A 16,816-nucleotide genomic window follows, 5' to 3' on the forward strand; every position below is an offset into this window, starting at 1 on the left:
TTTGCCGCGCTTGACTTTTTTCGCTATTCGCTATTCGCCATTCGCAATTGCACTTCAGTGCTTAAAGTGCCTTGTACCCGTAAAGATCATCGCCGCCCCACGTTCGTCGCAGGCGGCGATGGTCTCCGCGTCGCGCTTTGACCCGCCGGGCTGAATAATCGCCGTCACCCCCGCATCGAGCAGAATCTCCGGCCCATCGCGGAACGGGAAAAACGCGTCTGACGCGGCCACGGAGCCTTTGATCTTGTCCGCGTGCCCGTTCTCCTTGGCCAACCACGTCGCAATCCGGCAGCTCATCACCCGCGACATCTGCCCGGCCCCGTTGCCAATGAGCATCCCGTCCTTGCAGATGCTGATCGCGTTGCTCTTGGTGTGCTTGGCAATGAGCCACGCCATCCTCAAATCCGCCATTTCCGATTCACTCGGCGCTCGCTTTGTCACGACCTTCCACTGATCTTCGTTGAGCCCGATGAGGTCGCGCGATTGAACGAGCATGCCGCCGGCGATGGTCTTGTACTCCATTTCGTCGGCGCTCGGCGCAGCACTCATGTCGCCGACGGCGAGCAGCCGGACGTTCTCGCCCCACTTCTTCTTCGTGCGAATGATCTCGACGGCCTTTTCATCAAAAGACGGTGCGACCCAGACTTCGACAAAGAATCCGCCCGCCCCCGCCACTTTGCCGAAGCGATCGTAGGTCTCCATGACCAAGGTGGCGAAATCGTTCGTTACGGGAAAGTTGACGGCGAGTATCCCCCCCATCGCCGCATTCGGATCGCCGAGGTAAGCGCGGCGATAGGCTTCCCTGGATTCGGACGCTATGCCGACACCACACGCGTTAGTATGTTTTATGAAGGCACAATTAGACAGAGATTTGTTCGCACGCGTCAATTCCGCGCAAAGCTCCAACGCGGCGTTGGCATCAACATAGTTATTGAAAGACAAGTCCGTTGCGACCGATTTCACGACCCAGTCTTTCAGCCCTCCACTGATCGAAGACACGCCGGCAATTCCGATCGCCGACCGGATCAGCCATATGCAGGCTTCCTGATCGGGATTCTCTCCATATCGCGCAACATCTATTCGATCGAGCGCGAGCATGGCACTAGCCGGGGCAGGCTCAAATTGTGCGTCTCGGCCTGATTGTTCAGCCTTTCGCTCCATTGCCCATTCGATGAATCGACTCCAATGTGTGTAGATGCCTAAATCGTATTGGCTCGTTCGCTGAAACACGCCCGTCGCATAGACAAGGCTCATCATGTAGGGGACCTGCCCTTTGTCCTTCCGCATCGCGTCCAAAACGTATGGGTATTGCCGAGGATCGCCGATTACGACCAGACAGCCGAAATTCTTCGCCGCCGCCCGCAAGAGACACGGCCCCCCAATATCAATCATCTCAATCGCCTCCTCAAACTTGCAGTTCGGATCGGCGACGGTCTTTTCAAACGGGTACAGGTTCACCACGACCATGTCGATCGGCTGGATGCCCTGCTCGGCGAGCTGACGCATGTGCTCGGGATTGTCGCGGTCGGCGAGGATCGCCGCGTGGATTTTCGGATGCAGCGTCTTCACCCGCCCGTCGAGCATCTCCGGAAAGCCCGTGACCTCCTCGACGAGCGTCACGGGGATGCCCGCGTCCTTCAGGTGCCTGGCCGTTCCGCCGGTCGAGATGATCTCGATGCCGAACTCGTCCACCAGGGCCCGCGCGAAATCGGCGATGCCCGTCTTGTCATAGACGGCGATCAGGGCTCGGCGAATCTTGTGCTCAGCCATCGTCCTTCATCCGGGTGCGAGAATCCCGGCGCGCCGGGATCGCACCAGCACCAGCGCAACAAAAAGGCCGGCTCGTCACCACGAACCGGCCTTTAGCCTAGCAGATTGAGTTTTCGCGGCAATCGCCGCCGGCCCTATCGGGCACCGGGGGATTCCTCCTCCTTTTCCTCGGGCTCCTTGTCTTCTTCCTCGCCTTCCGAATCTTCCGATTCGTCGGGACTCTCCTCATCACCCTCTTCCGCCTCGGAATCCTCCGATTCCTCGTCGGCGCCTTCTTCATCCTCATCGGCGGGCTCACTCGTCGCGGAATCTTCGTCTTCCGCCTCCTCCTCGTCGGCCTCTTCGCCTTCCTCCTCAGCCTCGTCCTCGCTGGCTTCGTCGCTGGCGCCCTCCTCCTCAGCAGGCGATTCTTCGGCTTCAGCATCCTCCGCCGCGCCCTCTTCCTCGGACTCCTCGGTTTTCTTCGCGGCGGGCTTGGACTTCGGCTTCACCGGCTCTTCCTTCACACCGGCCAGCCCGCGTCCCCCCACCGGCCGCGCCGTGCTCTTGCTCGTCAGCCAGTCTTCCTCAAACAGCCACTCCGGCAGCTTGCTTCGCTTCGGGGGCTCCGGCGCCGCCTTGACCTTAGCCGCGAGCTTCGCCGCTTCGACATCCGCCGCCGCCTTGGCGCGGCGATCGTTCCGCAGGACATCCACCACCTGTTCCGGACTCAGTCTGGGCGCATCCGTCGAGCGCAAACACGAGATCTCCCCGCCGCTTCCCACCAGATAGACCGATTCATCGGGCTGCGACGCCGCCGCGAACGCGATCATCGACGCGTTGAGCGTCTGCTCGACGCTGCCCGTCGCCGTGCTGACCCTCAGCACCTCCCCAGACCCCTCCGAAAGCAAATAGGAATACCGGCCAAACTGCAACAGAAACTGCCCGCCCTCGCGCCGCCGCCAGATCTGCGCGCCGGTCCCGGCTTCCAGCGCGTACAGCCCCTCCTCCGGAATCGATTGGTACACGCGGTCCAGCGCCGCGTGCGGCGACGTGAGCAGCGGCGTATCAAACCGCACGCGCCAGCGCCGCTTCCCGATCACCCGATCCAGGCAATACAGCGACCGATCGCTCGACGCGACATAAACCGAGTCCGGCGTGACCACGACATCGCTGAAGACGGGCGCCTCGGTGTCAAACGTCCAATTCTTGACTTTATCCTCTTTCGTGCAGGAAACGACGCGGCCATCCAGCCCGGCAAAATACAGGTTGCCGCCCGAGATGACTGGTGTCCCGGCGACCGTGTTGGGCGTCATCAATTGCCAGTATTGGATGCCCCGCAGGATATCGATCGAGTAAAACCGCTGGTTCGCCGCACCGACGTAAATCCGCTTTTCGTCCGCCACGGCCGCGCAGCTCGCCGCGAACGGCAGCTTCACTTCTTCCAGCGGCAATTCCAGATCGCCGACGACGCGATCGCCCGGGCGGACCTTGTCCCCACCCTCCAGCCGCGTCAATTTGCCCATAGATTGGCGGTTGAGCACCGACGATAACTTCAGTTCCGCCAGCGCCGACCCCGAGACCTCGCCGACTTCATTCGGCCGATACACTCGCAACGTGTCGCCGACCCGGACGCCATGCGCCTCGCCGACGCTGATCGTAGACGTATCGTGCTGCACCTCGATCACGACGCCGTTGATCGAGCGCGGCTCCAGCGCCGGCTCACCCGTCCGCCGGTTCAGGACCATCACGGTCCCACCCGTCGTGAAGAAAACGTAATCCTCGCTATGGGACGGGCCGCGCAGCGCCTGATCGGCTTCGGCCAGCAGGGCCGACCAGCGAATAATCCCTGTCGGCGCGTGAACCGCGTAGGCTCGATTGGCGTTCGTAATGACGTAAAGGCTGTCGTCGAGCAGGGCGATTCGCGAAACGAGTTCCCCGTTCAGTTTCAGGTCCACCTCCCAGGCGCGTTGCAGGCCGAACCCGGCCAACGCCCCGGGGGCGACGACATCTCCGCGAACCGCCGCAGCGGAAACCAACAGGCCCGCGCAGCAAATAACACCCAACGATCTCAGGCTCGCTCTCACAGTCATCCTCGTACCTCCGGGCACATCGCCGCGGCCGCATTCCCCGGCAAGGAAGGCCAACGGTCTCAGGCAGGCTTGGCTGGCAGGATTAGCGACACGGGACGTATCGCAATGGCTGGCCGATGTCTCATCTAATCTAAGGGACGCGAGGGTCACGAATCAAGCCAATCGGCCCCCGATCGCACCCGAGAGGCCGCAAACCCCGCCGGGGACCGCCGCGGTCGGAGGCATTGCGGAAGCCGATAACACATCGCCGGTGTCCCGCCCCGCGCTGGACTCGTGCCGACCCGCCATTACTGGCCCTGCCATGACCGAAATCAGAATTCGCCGCAAAGCGAATTGTCGAGACCCCTACCCCTTGCAAATGGCCTGCCACGTGGGGATAATCAAGTAATCCTACCGGGTTTCCGGCTGCGGATTTGCCGGGGCATGGTAGGGCCTCACCAAGACCGCGCGGCGCCGACAATCGCCCGCGAGCAAAACAACACGCGCCACGGGCTGCGACATCCCTGCCGGGGGGCGGGTGGAAAGAGCGAGCGTAAGCGAACAAGCCTGCCGGTCCGTAGCGCGATACAAGCCAGGAGGATTGCCGTGAGCGTCCTGACAAAAGTGTTGGTCACCCTGCTGACCTTCTTATCCATTGCCCTCGCTATGCTCGTGGTCTCGGCCTTCGCCCAGCAGCAGAACTGGAAGCAGTCTGCGGAAGACTGGCAGACGGCCGCGACCGCCGCGCAGGCCAAGGAGCGGACCGTCGCCGCCAACGCCGCCCTCGAAAAACAGCGGGCCCTCGATCAGCATCTCGCGGACTCGGCAACCATCAGCAAGCTCAACGGCGATCTGGCCGAAAAGGAAGGCACGATTTCCGAACTGAATCGCGCCGTCGCCGACGCCCAGAGCAAACTCAGCATCGAGCAGGGTCAGGCCTCCAGCTTCGGCGAGAGCCTCAAGCTCGTCCAGGCCGATCTCAGCCGCGAGCGGGAATTCAGCACGAAGCTCGCCCGCCGTAACAGCGAACTCGAACGCGGTAATATCGACCTCACGGACCGCGTCAAGGAACTCACCACCAACATCGAAATGGCCAAGGCCCAGGTCCGGGGCCTCCAGCAGCAGATCGCTGCCATGGATAGCGGAGGAGCCGGCGGCTCCAGCACCGGACTGGCCCGTGCCACGCAGATCCCCAGCGGAGTATCGGTCGAGGCAGGCGTACCCTCCGTCCATGCCCCCGAAGCCGGCGGTCTGGCGATGCCCATCCGGGGCGAGGTGACGAGCATTCAGGGCGACTTGGCCAGCATCTCGGTCGGCAGTGCCGACGGCGTCGCCCACGGCATGAACTTCCTGATCTACCGGCGGTCCGGTTCGGGTAGCAGGCCCCAGTACCTGGGCACCCTGAGAATTACCAAGGTCGAAGCCAACCAGTCCGCCGGTCAGATCGAACAGTCCGAAGGCGACATTCGCCCCGGTGACTATGCCCGGGACGAGGCCAGCTTCGCAATGAGGGGCTAGCCGGTCATGTGAGAAGCGGAATCCCTCGTCGCCAAGCTAATTGAACGGCGATGATTACGACCGACCAGGAGCGATTACGATGAGCCAGATTCCCGCAGGCCCCGGAGGAGCCCCGTCGCGTCGGCCCTCCAATGACATCTATACCGTCATGGTCGCCGTCGCCCTTGCGACCGTCGCCGGCACGCTGGCCTTTGCCATCTTTCGCTGCATCGATCTCCTCGGCAAGCCCTTCCCCGGCATCTAGCCGCGGGTGGCACGGTCTCGCAGCAGCGAGGCCGTGGCTCTATCGAGCCCAACGCCCAACCTGGGAATTCACAGTAGGCCGCGGCACGTCCAACTTTTCTTGATTTCTGCCCGGTTCGCTATAGCGTTACGCCAGGCAAACGGTAGAATGCCGCCATCGGCTGAGCGGGACTTGTCTCTTTAAGCCGCTCGAGCGAATGGATTGCGCTTCATCGCGTCGTGGCATAAAAGAAGGGATTCGCTGCCTTGTTATTCGATTCACTTCTGGGAATGTTCAGCGTCGATATGGGAATCGACCTGGGCACCTGCAACACACTGGTGTGCGTGAAGGGCGAAGGCATCGTCCTGAACGAGCCGTCCGTCGTCGCCGTGCGCAAGGGCACGAATGAAGTCCTGCAAGGCGGCAACGCGGTGGGACTCGTCGCCAAGGAAATGCTCGGCAAGACGCCCGGCTCGATCATGGCCGTCCGCCCGCTCAAGGACGGCGTCATCGCCGACTTCGACATCACCGAGGCGATGCTCGGCTATTTCATCCGCAAGGTCCACGGCGGCCGGCGCTTCATTCGCCCCCGCGTCGTCATCGCCGTTCCTTCGGGCATCACCGCCGTCGAGAAGCGCGCGGTGTACGGCTCCGCTGAACGCGCCGGCGCGAGACGCGTGTACCTGATCCAGGAGCCCATGGCCGCCGGTATCGGCGCCGGTCTGCCCATCGCCGAGGCCCGCGCCAGCATGATTGTCGACATCGGCGGCGGCACGACGGAAGTGGCGATCATGGCGCTGGCCGACATCTCCGCCAGCACTTCGCTCCGCGTCGCCGGCGACGACCTCGACGAAGCCGTCACCGCGCACATGAAGCGCACCTACAACATGCAGATCGGCCCCCAGACCGCCGAGAACATCAAGATTCAGATCGGCTCGGCCGCGCAGATGGACCAGGAGCTGACCATGGAGGTCCGCGGCCGCGATATGATCAGCGGCCTGCCCAGAAAGACCGTCATCACCAGCCAGGAAGTTCGCGAGGCCCTCCGCGAGCCGGTCAGCCAGATTCTCGAATCCGTCACGCACACGCTCGAACACTGCGAGCCCGAACTCGCCGCCGATTTGGTCGAGACGGGCATCTATCTCTGCGGAGGCGGGGCGCTGCTTCGCGGATTACACACGCTCATGTCCGAGGCGACGGGCCTGGACGTCAAAGTTGTCGACGATCCGCTCTCCTGCGTCGCCCGCGGCACCAGCGTCTATCTGGAAAACCTCGCCGAATGGCGCAAGACGATGGAATCCGACAACGGCTTCGCGTAATCACCGCGCTGGAATGTCCCGCCGGACAAAGATCGCCAATCCCGCAAACCAGAATACTGCTGCTATGGCGAGCAAGGCGGCCATGTCCTTCCACGGCCACGCGGCGTCGCGGATGATGACGAGCGGCGCGTAATAGTGCAGGAAACCCGTGAAATCGATCGGCCGCAACGCCGGCCACAGCGAGCACAGGAAGTTCACGACGAAGGAGTAGAAGACGAGGAAGAACGCGGCGGCTACCGCCATCCCCCGCCGATCGGATGCGGCCGATATGGCCAGCCCCAGGCAGCAAACGAACACGACCGCCGCGCTGAGGTTACACGTCACGATGGCGAACAGGTCCAACGGCACACCCTGAAATCCCGTCAGCCGCAGCCCGATCTTCGCCCCCAACCAAACAAACCAACATAGCGCCGCGCTCATGCCCACCAGTGCAACGCTGACGGACGCGTAAATCGTGGCCCGTGAAACCGGCAGCGTGGCCAAGACGTCCGCCGTTCCGCGATCGACTTCTCCGGCCAGCGCGCCGCTGGCCAGCGTGAGCGAAAACGCAACAAGCAGCACCCACACCAACGGATGGCTGAAACCCAGGCTCAAGAGGCCGCCCGGCTTGGTAAACTCCGCCACATCGGCCCCGACCAGGGCCGAAATCAGCGACCGCACCCACGGCAACTTGAACCACTGTTCGGTCTGGTCGCGCGGCACGGAGTCCAGCGCGAAGTTGAAGAGCACGAGAAATGTTGCAAGAAGGATGGCTGCGGCGACCCAGAGCAGGAAATAGTCGCGGATGGTCCGACGGACGAGTGGCAGGCTGATCATGATCGCGCCTCCTTCCCGGGCGCGGGCGTGTCCTCCCGATAGTACGCCGCGAACAAGTCCTCCAGGTCCGGTGCGCCGATCGCGACGTCCTGCAGCTTGAGCGACCCGAGCCACGCCAGAAGTCCATCCACCGGTCCGCGCCAGCTTCCCAAGACCGCCCCGTCGCGACTCGACCCGTCGATCCAATCTTTCGGAAAGACGGCTTTTCGTAATTCGTCATCCGTCATGCGTAATTCCACGCGGCGAACGGCCCGCGCGCGCAGGTCGGCAATGCTGCTGTCGGCAATGATCCGACCGGCCCGGATAATCGCCACGCGATCGCAGAGCAGCTCCACCTCGCTCAGCGTGTGGCTGGAAAAGAGCACCGTCCGCCCCTTACTCGCCGCCGATCGGAGTTCGTCGTAAAGCGTCTGCTGTACCAGGGGATCCAGCGCCGTCGTCGGCTCGTCCAGGATGAGCAGCTTCGGGCGATGGGCCAGCGACGCGATCAACCCCAGCTTTTGCTTCATCCCCCGCGAGTAATTGCGAATCCGCCGGTCGAGATTCAAATCGAGCCGCCGGGCGAGCCGGTCGATCTCGCCCCACCCCCCATCACCCCGCATCGCATCGCACCACGCAGCGAACCGCCTGCCGGTCATCCACTCATAAAGCCGCACGTCGCCGGGCAGATACCCGACATCCCGCCGGATCGCCGTCGATTCCCGCCACACATCGCGGCCCAGGACCGTCGCCTGCCCGCCGCTCGCCCGCAAGAGCCCCACCAGAATCCGCATCGCGGTCGTCTTGCCCGCCCCGTTCGGCCCCAGAAACCCAAAGATCGACCCCGCCGGAACGCGCAGGTCCACCCCCGCCAATGCCTGGACGTCGCCGTAGTGCTTGGTCAGCCCGACCGTCTCAATCGCGAACATTGCGGGTATTCTATCACTTGCCGGGAGGCTGTAATCTCGTGGCGGATGGTTTAGCGCCCGGGGCCCTTGGAGTCATTGTTCTTGCCTTTCACTGCGGGAGTCAGGAGTTACCCAGATTAACTTTTTGATCGAGACTTGCTTGAAAAACAGAAATTTGACCTTGAAAACGCTTGAAAATCTTGAAAATCCCCGGGTACGCGCACGACGCGCACCGTCCCCGCGGCCGGGCGACAACTCGTTTCACGCGTCATGTTCGCCCGACGTTTCCTGTCGACTGCAACCACACTCTTGCTCAGCGCTCCCTCTGGAGGGTGTGAATCGCTCCTCAAGAATTGCCCAAATGGGGCAATGCCAGACAGCCCAGGGTTGGTCGCCAAGGCGCCCTACCCTGGGATTGCGCAAACGCGAAACCGGACTCAACCCCATCGCGGTTGTGCCGCAACCCTTTCAGGGTTGTGCCGTTAGGCCGCGCTGGGTTTCCAGGGTAGTCGCTGCGGCGACAACCCCGGGCTATGGGCCGGTACGCTGTTGGCGCAGAGCATTTGTGCCATCGGCAATTAGCCGGTGCGGTCCCTTTCGATTTTTCTTCGGCATCGTAATTGGCATCCTCCTCGTCTCAACTCATTTCGGATGTGACTATCCCGCGCCGTATTACATGGTTGTCACAAACGCGCGAATCTGGACTGGCGACCCCAAGTTACCGGAGGCGAATTCGCTGGTGGTCCATGAGGGTCGTTTTGTCTTTGTCGGCGACGATGCCAGACCCGAGTCCTGGCGTCGTCGAGGATTCAATACGGAAGTCATCGACGCCAAAGGCGCTCGCCTCATCCCCGGTCTCATCGATGCGCACCTCCACCTGGTCTCCGGCGGGCTGCAACTCTCGCGGCTCAATCTCCGCGATGTCCCCGACCGCGCGGCGTTCATTGGCGCCGTGGCGGAGCGTGTGAAAAAAACACCCAAAGGCGAATGGATCCTCGGCGGTCGATGGTCGACGGAAAGCTGGCCCGACCCCGCGCAGCCGACCAAGGAATGGATCGACGCCGTCACGCCGGATCACCCCGTCCTGCTCTCGCGCATGGACGGTCACGGGGCGCTGGCCAACTCCGTCGCCCTGAAGATCGCCGGCATCGATAGGAACGGCCCTTCCGACCCGCCCGGCGGTCAGATCGAACGCGACCCCGCGACCGGCGAATCGACCGGCATCCTTAAGGATGCAGCGATTGACCTCGTCGAAAAACATATCCCCCCGCCCACGGTCCGCGAATCACGCCATGCACTCATCGCGGCGATGAAAGAGGCCCACCGGCACGGGATCACGAGCGTCCACACGATGTCCGAATGGCGGGAACTTGCCCCCATCGAACAATATCGCAACTTCGATATGCTCACGCTTCGCGTCCGCTTCTACGTGAGCGAACACGACTGGCCCGCCTATCTCGATCGCGTCAAGGCCCACAAGGGCGACGACATGCTCCGGGTGTGTGGGTTCAAGGAATACGCCGACGGTTCTCTCGGTTCCCGCACCGCTTACATGGCCGATCCGTACTCTGACAATCCGCCGGACAAGAAAGATTGGCGTGGTCTGCCCCGCCCCTTCATTCATTCCACGAATCGTTCCAAAACGGATCCGAATCGTAAATCAGAGCTTCATCGCCTTTGCCAAAACGTCCCGCCGTTGTCTATTGCTGTACACTGCATTGGGGATGAGGCAAATTCAATAGTTTTGGCTATTTATGCCCGGGTCTTTGGTAATCACTTTGGTCCTCCCGAGAAAAGGACCCCCTGGATAGACGAAATGGGACAGGTTGGAGTGACCGGAGACGGATCACCGCCTTCTAAATCTATGCGATTGCGCATCGAGCATGTCCAACATTTGTTGCCCTCCGACATCCCAAGATTCGCTCAATTCGGCGTCGTCGCCTCCATGCAGCCGCTGCACAAGGCCGACGATGCCCGTTACGCCGAGAAGGCCATCGGCCCCGAGCGGTGCAAGACGAGCTACGCCTTCCGCAGCCTCCTCGACGCCGGGGCGCATGTCGCCTTCGGCAGCGATTGGCCCGTCGTCTCGCTCAACCCCTTTCTCGGCATCCACGCGGCCGTGACCGGCGAGTCGTTGGACGGCAAGGTCTTCGTCCCCGAGCAGAACATCACGGTCGAAGAGGCCCTGCAGTGCTACACGAGCGGCGCGGCCTACGCCGCCGGTGACGACGATCGGCTGGGCAGGATCAAGGAAGGCTATCTCGCCGATTTCGCCATCCTCGATCGGGACATCTTCGATGTGCCCGCCGGGGAGCTGAAGTCGATCGGCGTGAAGGCGACGTATGTGGGCGGCAGGGCCGTATGGACGGCGCCCTGAGCGGAATCTACGATGGCGCGAGCGAATCGAATCCCCTCTGGGTCAACCGCGCGTGTACCGACTCCGCATTGACGAACTGAAGTTCCCGCCCCCGCGGCGGCGCGTACTCTATTCCCGTTTCTGGCGCGAATGGTGCTTTCTCCGAGTACTTATTCTGCGATTCTACCTTCGGTTTGCCATTCTTTTCGGAGTCCTTGTCGCCGGGAGCTTTGCCTTCCAACGCCTCGAACCGGAAAAGAACCACACATTCTGGAAAGGCATGCACTGCGTCTGGTGCCTGATCTTCGGCCAGCCGCCCGAGGATTTTCCGGAGTCCGGCTATTTGCAGGCCCTTTTTTTCCTGGTCCCCGTGATCGGTCTGACCGTCATCATCGCGTGGATCGTGGACTTCGCCGTCATGATCGGCGACCGCAAACGATCGGAAAGGAGCTGGTGTGTCATGATGGCCACGTCTGTGACGGACCATATCGTGCTCGTGGGGCTCGGGAAACTGGGCTATCGGGTGTACCGCCTGCTGCATCGGATGGGTGAACCACTCGTGGTCATCGAGCGAAACGCGGGCAACCAGTTCCTGGATACCGTCCGGCGCGACGGCGTGCCGCTGCTCATCGGCGATGCCCGCCGCGAGGCGCTGTTGGGCGATGCGGGAATCATGAAGGCCCGCAGCCTGGTCCTCGCCGCGGACGACGATCTGGCGAACCTGGAAGTCGCCCTTGATGCACGAAAGCTGAATCCGGGGATCCGCGTCGTCATGCGGATGTTCGATCAGAATATGGCCGACAAGATCCGCGACGCGTTCAACATCCATATCGCGATGTCCCAATCGGCCCTCTCGGCCCCGGCCTTCGCGACCGCCGCGGCGCAGGGCATGATCGTCAACAGCTTTGTCGTGGGGAACGAGCTGGTCGTCGTGCAGCGCTGGCCGGTCGATGCCGATGGTCCGCTCAACGGCCGGACGGTCGGGGAGACAATGGAGCAACATCAGCTCGCGGTGATCGAGCACATCCCGCCGACCGGCGGGAGCCGCCTCTTCCCGCCACCCGGCACGCGCCTCTCGACGGGCGACGAGGTGCTCATTCAGGGAACCTACGAGGCCCTCATCGAACTCAAGAAAAAGGCGGCGAGTCGCTGAGCCCAAGTGAACAAAGCCGCATCGAACCGCGCGGGGAAACTCCACCCGTCAATTCCCCTGCAGTTGACAGTCCTTTGCGGGGCTCGCCGTCGAATCTACATCTTCTTGGCGGCGCCCGCGCGCTCGCCCGATTGCTTCCCTGCCGGCTCCTCACAGGTGCAACCGGTACCGTCGGCGCAGCCCTGGCAGCAATAGGTCTTGCCGTTCTTGGTCACGCCTCGGTCGTTCGGCCATGTGTCCTTGGTCATACCGCACGCGGGACAACTGGTCTGGTCCATGGGATTCTCCTTGAGTTGGTCGGGCCCATCGAATCACTTGCGACAGTTGCTTACGGAACCGCCGAGTGATCGACGCGATGGAATCCTATGCGCGCGAAAGGAACGGAAGATGAAAACCGGATGACGTGGAGTTTATCTCGGTGGCGCCGGCACCTCAGCCAGTGGATTTGGGGCGCGCTGCAATCGCCCCATTCCGCCTCCACATCTCCAGTCGCGCCCGATCCGTCGCCTTGCCTTGAGTCGAATCCCGGTACGCATGCTCGTCCCATGCCGCGATGTCTTTCAAGGGCGGCCACACTGCGTCCGTCGAATGCGGCGCAAACTCTCGTTCCGTCGTCGGGCGGACCTCACGATTGTATGGGCAGACCTCCTGACAGATGTCGCAGCCGAAGACCCAATCGCCCATCTTCTCCGCCAACTCCGGCACAATCTCGCTGCGATGCTCGATTGTCAGATACGAGATGCACCGCCGGGCATCCATGACGTATGCCTGCGGGAACGCCTGCGTGGGACAAGCCTCCAGGCAGCGCGTACACGAGCCGCAATGATCCGGCTCCGGCGCATCCGGCGCGAGCGGCAGATCGGTGATGATCACGCCGAGAAAGAAGTACGAACCGAGATCGGGGTGCAGCACCATCGTGTTCTTGCCGATCCAGCCGATCCCCGCCATTGCCGCCAGCTCGCGCTCGATGATCGCCGATGTATCGACGCAGACTTTGGCCTCGAATGGCTCAGGGAACTGTTCCCGCATCCGCGCGACCAGGGCGTCCAGTTTCTCCCGGACGACGACGTGATAGTCCTCGCCCCAGGCGTACATGGCGACCCGACCGCGTGGCGCGTCGTTGGGCTTGGGCGGGGCCCGCTGTGCATAATTTAGCGCGACGACGATCACGCTCCGCGCCGAGGGCAGCCAGGCGCGCACGTCCACGCGCGATTCGACGTGCCGCTGCAGATAGCCCATCGTCCCGGCGTATCCCTTTGCCAGCCATTCGCGGACGAAGTTCGCCCGCGGAATCTCGCTCGCCGGCGCGATCCCGCACCGGCCGAAGCCGATTTGGGCCGCCGCCCGCTTGATCCAATTGCTACGTTCAGCGTCGGTCATGGTCGTCGAGCATGCCCCTCACAAAAGCGTAGCGACGCCGTCCGTGTTTTGACAGCCCCGCTATCCACGACTAGACTTCCTTTTCTTACCCCGTGAACCCGCAACAGGAAAACGCCATGCTCTTCAACTACGACTGGTGGTTCGGCGCGGACTACGCCCGCCGGACCCAGGAAGCCAAGCGCCGCTGCGCCGTCAACCACTTCGCGCGCCTGGAGCCGTCCCGCCCCGCGAGCGAAGAGGTCCTCGCCGAATTCATGGGGCAGCTCGAAGCCCGCACGATCGTCTACCTCCGCGACGGATTTTCCTACGAAATGAAGGAACCCATCGACCTGAAGACGACCGCCTCGCTCACCTTTGAATGCACCCCCGCCGACGACACCTACAAGGTCGGCGCCTTTGTCATCACTATCCCCTTCGAAGAGATCGTTCGCATCGAGGTCTTTGCCTTCCATCCCCAGGAAAAGCCCGAAGAGATGGCCGCCATCAAGGGCTTCGCCAGCGCCCAGGCCGCCACGATCCCCGCCAAGCGGCTGGAGGAGCGGCCCCTCCGCCGCGACGCCGTTGAGGAAGTCCCTTAGCGCCGCTTAAATATTCCGCCGGGGTGCTACAATTCTTTGTGAGGCGGCCTGCAAATTATGGCGTGAGACGCCCCTTGGCCCCCCGTTTAACTGGCGGGATTGACAGTCGTGACGCAACGTAAGAGTCACCCGTTTTGCCCGATCAGCCCCGACCGGCGTGGATCGCAAGCGGACAGCGCCGAATGCAGGGCCGACCGCCTCATCCGGTCAGAAACCCAGAACCTAGTTTTTGGTGGAGCAGAGCCATGAAACAGTTTAGGTATCTCCTCATTCTCAGCCTCGCGTTCAGTCCCTTAGCGGCCGAGCCGGCCGCGGCGGGCGAGGACGATGTCGTCGCGGTCTTCGAGATCAAGGGCGACGTTCCCGAGGCCCCGGACTCCAGCGGCCTGGGCGAACTCTTCGGCGAGCAAGCCCCCACCACCATGTTCGACTTGCTCGAAAAGCTCCGCGCGGCGCGGACCGATGAGAACGTGCAGGCCGTCGTCTTCGAGATTGAGAATGCCGCGTTGGGCTTTGCGCAGATTCAGGAACTGCGGGCGCAGTTTGAGGCGCTGAAGGCCGCGGAGAAGGACGTCTGGGTCTTCGCCGAGACGCTCCACAGCGGTTCGCTGGCCCTCGGCTCCGCCGCCAGCCACCTCGTCCTGCTGCCGACGGGCGAGGTCGATTTCCGGGGCCTCTACGGCGAGGCTTCGTACTTCAAGAACATGCTCGACAAGATCGGCGTCGAGGCCGATATCCTCCACTGCGGCGATTACAAATCCGCCGGAGAGCCCTTCTATCGCACCGGCCCGAGCAAGGAGGCCGATGAGCAGACCAATCGCCTGCTGGACGGGATTTTCGAGGAACTCATCGCTTCGGTGGCCAAGAGCCGCCGGCTGGACCCGAAGCGCGTCCGCGAGTTGATCGACATCGGCGCGTTCAGCGCGAAGGAGGCCCTCGAAGCCAAGCTGGTGGACAAGCTGGCCTATCGCGAGGAATTTGTTAAGACCATCAAGAAGCGGTACGGGGCCGACGTCAAGATCACCCACAAGTACGGCAAGAAAAAGGGGCCCGAGGTCGACTTTGAAAACCCCTTCGCCTTCTTCAAGCTCTTTTCCGACTTGATGAAGGGGCCGGAGGAGTCCGACAAGCCCGCCATCGCCGTCGTTTATGTTGAAGGGCCGATCACCACGGGCAAGACCGAGTCCGGGTTGTTCGGCGGCTCCTCCAACGCCGGTTCAACGACCGTGCGCAAGGCCATCGCCAAGGCCGCCGCCGATGACAACGTGAAGGCCCTGATCCTCCGCGTCGATTCCCCCGGCGGATCGGCCATCGCCAGCGACATCATCTGTGAGGCCACCAAGCGCTTTAAGAAGAGCGGCCGGCCGTTCGTCGTCTCCATGGGCAATGTCGCGGGCAGCGGCGGCTATTACGTCGCCACGCTCGGCGACACGATCTTCGCCGAGCCCTCGACCATTACCGGGTCAATTGGCGTCGTCGGCGGGAAGCTCGTGACCAAGGGGCTCTGGGACTGGGTCGGCATCACTGGTCATGAATACAAGCGCGGCAAGCACGCCGACATTATGAATACGAATCGCAAGTTTTCCGAAGAAGAGCGTGCGAAGATCAGCGAGATGATGAACCGCGTTTATGAGGAATTCAAAGGGCGCGTCGTGGAGGGCCGTTCGGACCACATCAAGGGCGAACTGGAGTCGCTCGCGGGGGGCCGCGTTTATACCGGCAAGCAGGCCCTGGAGATCGGTTTGGTCGATCGGCTCGGCGGCTTCGCCGACGCGATCAAGTACACCGCCAATGAGGCGGAACTCGGCAACGACTACGAACTCAAGGTCTTCCCCAAGCCCAAGAACATCATGGACATCTTCGCCGAGGCCTTTGGCGGCAAGGAAGATAAGGAAGACTTCGTCAGCCTGAGGACGGCCGGAATGCAGATCGGCGCGAAGTTCGCCGGCCTGCCCGGCATCGCCGCGGGTGTCGAAGCGCTCAACAAGCTCGACCCGCAAAAGGCGCGGGCCATGAAAAACTTTTTGATTCAGATGGAACTTTTGTCCAACGAAGGGGTATTACTAGTAGGCCCTCCGTGCATGGAGATGATGCCTTAGCAATATATAGCGGCCGGCCCCTCTGCCGGCCGTAGAAGCAGAACAACGCACCGACCGGAGCCGGTGCGATTCAGACTCCCACTCCACCCTTGGCCCGGTCGCTGGGACCACATCCCCGCGGCCGGGCCAGATTCGTTTTACCTTATAATGTCTGCATGTCGTTCGATCCCTACGCGCTGCCGATTCCCGATCTCGGCCTGTTGTGCCGCCAATGCCGCTATCCGCTGGCGAGCCTGACCGCGCATCGCTGCCCGGAGTGCGGTCGGCCTTTTGACATCGACGAACATATCCCCAAGGGCGATTTCCCGACGGTCATCTTCAACGGCAAGGAAGTACCGCTGACCGTGGAGATGATGGATCTGATGCAGACCTATCGCATTCCGTTCATGGATGCCCTGCGTCACGTGGACACCGGCTTTGGCTACGACCGGTCGGTGACCACCCGCAGCCGCCTGGCAGTGCCGCGGGCAAGCTATTTCGAGGTGATCGACCTGCTCCGCCGCCGCGCCGCCGGCGAACCCCTGCCCGAGCCTCCGCCAGTGATTGACGGGCCCGAATGGCCCTGCGCCGCATGTGGCGAAATGAACCCCGGCAATTTCGAGGAGTGTTGGAACTGCGGAGCGGGAACCGTAACTCCCGCCCCGCGCTGAATCTGGAGGGAGAGAC

Annotated in this window: 14 protein-coding genes; 8 read left to right on the forward strand and 6 right to left on the reverse strand. The window is 62.5% G+C overall.

Going from position 1 to position 16,816, the window contains the following annotated elements:
- Positions 1-54: 54 nt before the first annotated feature.
- Together purH and VJZ71_11955 are read right to left on the reverse strand one after the other, a co-directional pair.
- Positions 55-1,770, reverse strand: a complete 1,716-nt coding sequence (gene purH / locus VJZ71_11950; GenBank protein HKQ48774.1) for a bifunctional phosphoribosylaminoimidazolecarboxamide formyltransferase/IMP cyclohydrolase — start codon at positions 1,768-1,770, stop codon at positions 55-57.
- 134 nt (positions 1,771-1,904) lie between these two features.
- Positions 1,905-3,842, reverse strand: coding sequence for a PQQ-binding-like beta-propeller repeat protein (locus VJZ71_11955; protein ID HKQ48775.1), 1,938 nt, complete (start codon positions 3,840-3,842; stop codon positions 1,905-1,907).
- 585 nt (positions 3,843-4,427) lie between these two features.
- Here VJZ71_11955 and VJZ71_11960 point away from each other — a divergent pair.
- The 3 genes from VJZ71_11960 to VJZ71_11970 all read left to right on the forward strand — a co-directional run bounded on the left by VJZ71_11960 (position 4,428) and on the right by VJZ71_11970 (position 6,881).
- Positions 4,428-5,339 carry a hypothetical protein gene (locus VJZ71_11960; protein HKQ48776.1) on the forward strand — a complete coding sequence of 304 codons (912 nt, stop codon included), beginning with the start codon at positions 4,428-4,430 and terminating at the stop codon, positions 5,337-5,339.
- Between the two features lie 79 nt (positions 5,340-5,418).
- Entirely contained in the window at positions 5,419-5,583 is a 165-nt protein-coding gene (locus VJZ71_11965; GenBank protein HKQ48777.1) for a hypothetical protein, read from the forward strand.
- A 269-nt stretch (positions 5,584-5,852) separates the two neighbouring features.
- Complete coding sequence (locus VJZ71_11970; protein ID HKQ48778.1) at positions 5,853-6,881, forward strand: rod shape-determining protein; 1,029 nt, start codon at positions 5,853-5,855, stop codon at positions 6,879-6,881.
- Here VJZ71_11970 and VJZ71_11975 read toward each other — a convergent pair whose 3' ends face one another.
- Together VJZ71_11975 and VJZ71_11980 are read right to left on the reverse strand one after the other, a co-directional pair.
- Entirely contained in the window at positions 6,882-7,697 is an 816-nt protein-coding gene (locus VJZ71_11975; GenBank protein ID HKQ48779.1) for an ABC transporter permease subunit, read from the reverse strand.
- Positions 7,694-8,605: an ABC transporter ATP-binding protein gene (locus VJZ71_11980; protein ID HKQ48780.1), complete on the reverse strand. Its 912-nt coding sequence runs from the start codon at positions 8,603-8,605 to the stop codon at positions 7,694-7,696. Before VJZ71_11980 ends, VJZ71_11975 begins: the two co-directional genes overlap by 4 nt.
- Positions 8,606-9,260: 655 nt before the next feature.
- On the opposite strand from VJZ71_11980, the gene VJZ71_11985 reads away from it, so the two are divergent.
- Positions 9,261-10,961, forward strand: coding sequence for an amidohydrolase (locus VJZ71_11985; protein HKQ48781.1), 1,701 nt, complete (start codon positions 9,261-9,263; stop codon positions 10,959-10,961).
- A 52-nt stretch (positions 10,962-11,013) separates the two neighbouring features.
- Positions 11,014-12,093: an NAD-binding protein gene (locus VJZ71_11990; protein ID HKQ48782.1), complete on the forward strand. Its 1,080-nt coding sequence runs from the start codon at positions 11,014-11,016 to the stop codon at positions 12,091-12,093.
- A 95-nt stretch (positions 12,094-12,188) separates the two neighbouring features.
- Here the strand turns inward: VJZ71_11990 and VJZ71_11995 are convergent, their stop codons facing one another.
- Positions 12,189-12,371, reverse strand: coding sequence for a hypothetical protein (locus VJZ71_11995; GenBank protein HKQ48783.1), 183 nt, complete (start codon positions 12,369-12,371; stop codon positions 12,189-12,191).
- A 154-nt stretch (positions 12,372-12,525) separates the two neighbouring features.
- Positions 12,526-13,473 (reverse strand): tRNA epoxyqueuosine(34) reductase QueG, encoded by a 948-nt coding sequence (queG, locus tag VJZ71_12000; GenBank protein ID HKQ48784.1) that lies wholly within the window; start codon positions 13,471-13,473, stop codon positions 12,526-12,528.
- A gap of 116 nt (positions 13,474-13,589) precedes the next feature.
- On the opposite strand from queG, the gene VJZ71_12005 reads away from it, so the two are divergent.
- From VJZ71_12005 to VJZ71_12015, 3 genes are all read left to right on the forward strand, one after another.
- On the forward strand, positions 13,590-14,051 hold the full coding sequence (locus tag VJZ71_12005; GenBank protein HKQ48785.1) for a hypothetical protein: 462 nt from the start codon (positions 13,590-13,592) through the stop codon (positions 14,049-14,051).
- A gap of 245 nt (positions 14,052-14,296) precedes the next feature.
- Positions 14,297-16,150: a signal peptide peptidase SppA gene (gene sppA / locus VJZ71_12010; GenBank protein ID HKQ48786.1), complete on the forward strand. Its 1,854-nt coding sequence runs from the start codon at positions 14,297-14,299 to the stop codon at positions 16,148-16,150.
- Positions 16,151-16,305: 155 nt separating this feature from the next.
- A complete protein-coding gene (locus VJZ71_12015) occupies positions 16,306-16,800 on the forward strand; it encodes a hypothetical protein (GenBank protein ID HKQ48787.1) in 495 nt (164 codons plus the stop codon).
- Positions 16,801-16,816: the final 16 nt, after the last annotated feature.

The organism is Phycisphaerae bacterium, from assembly GCA_035275405.1.
In the GTDB taxonomy this organism is placed as follows: Bacteria; Planctomycetota; Phycisphaerae; order UBA1845; family UTPLA1; genus DATEMU01.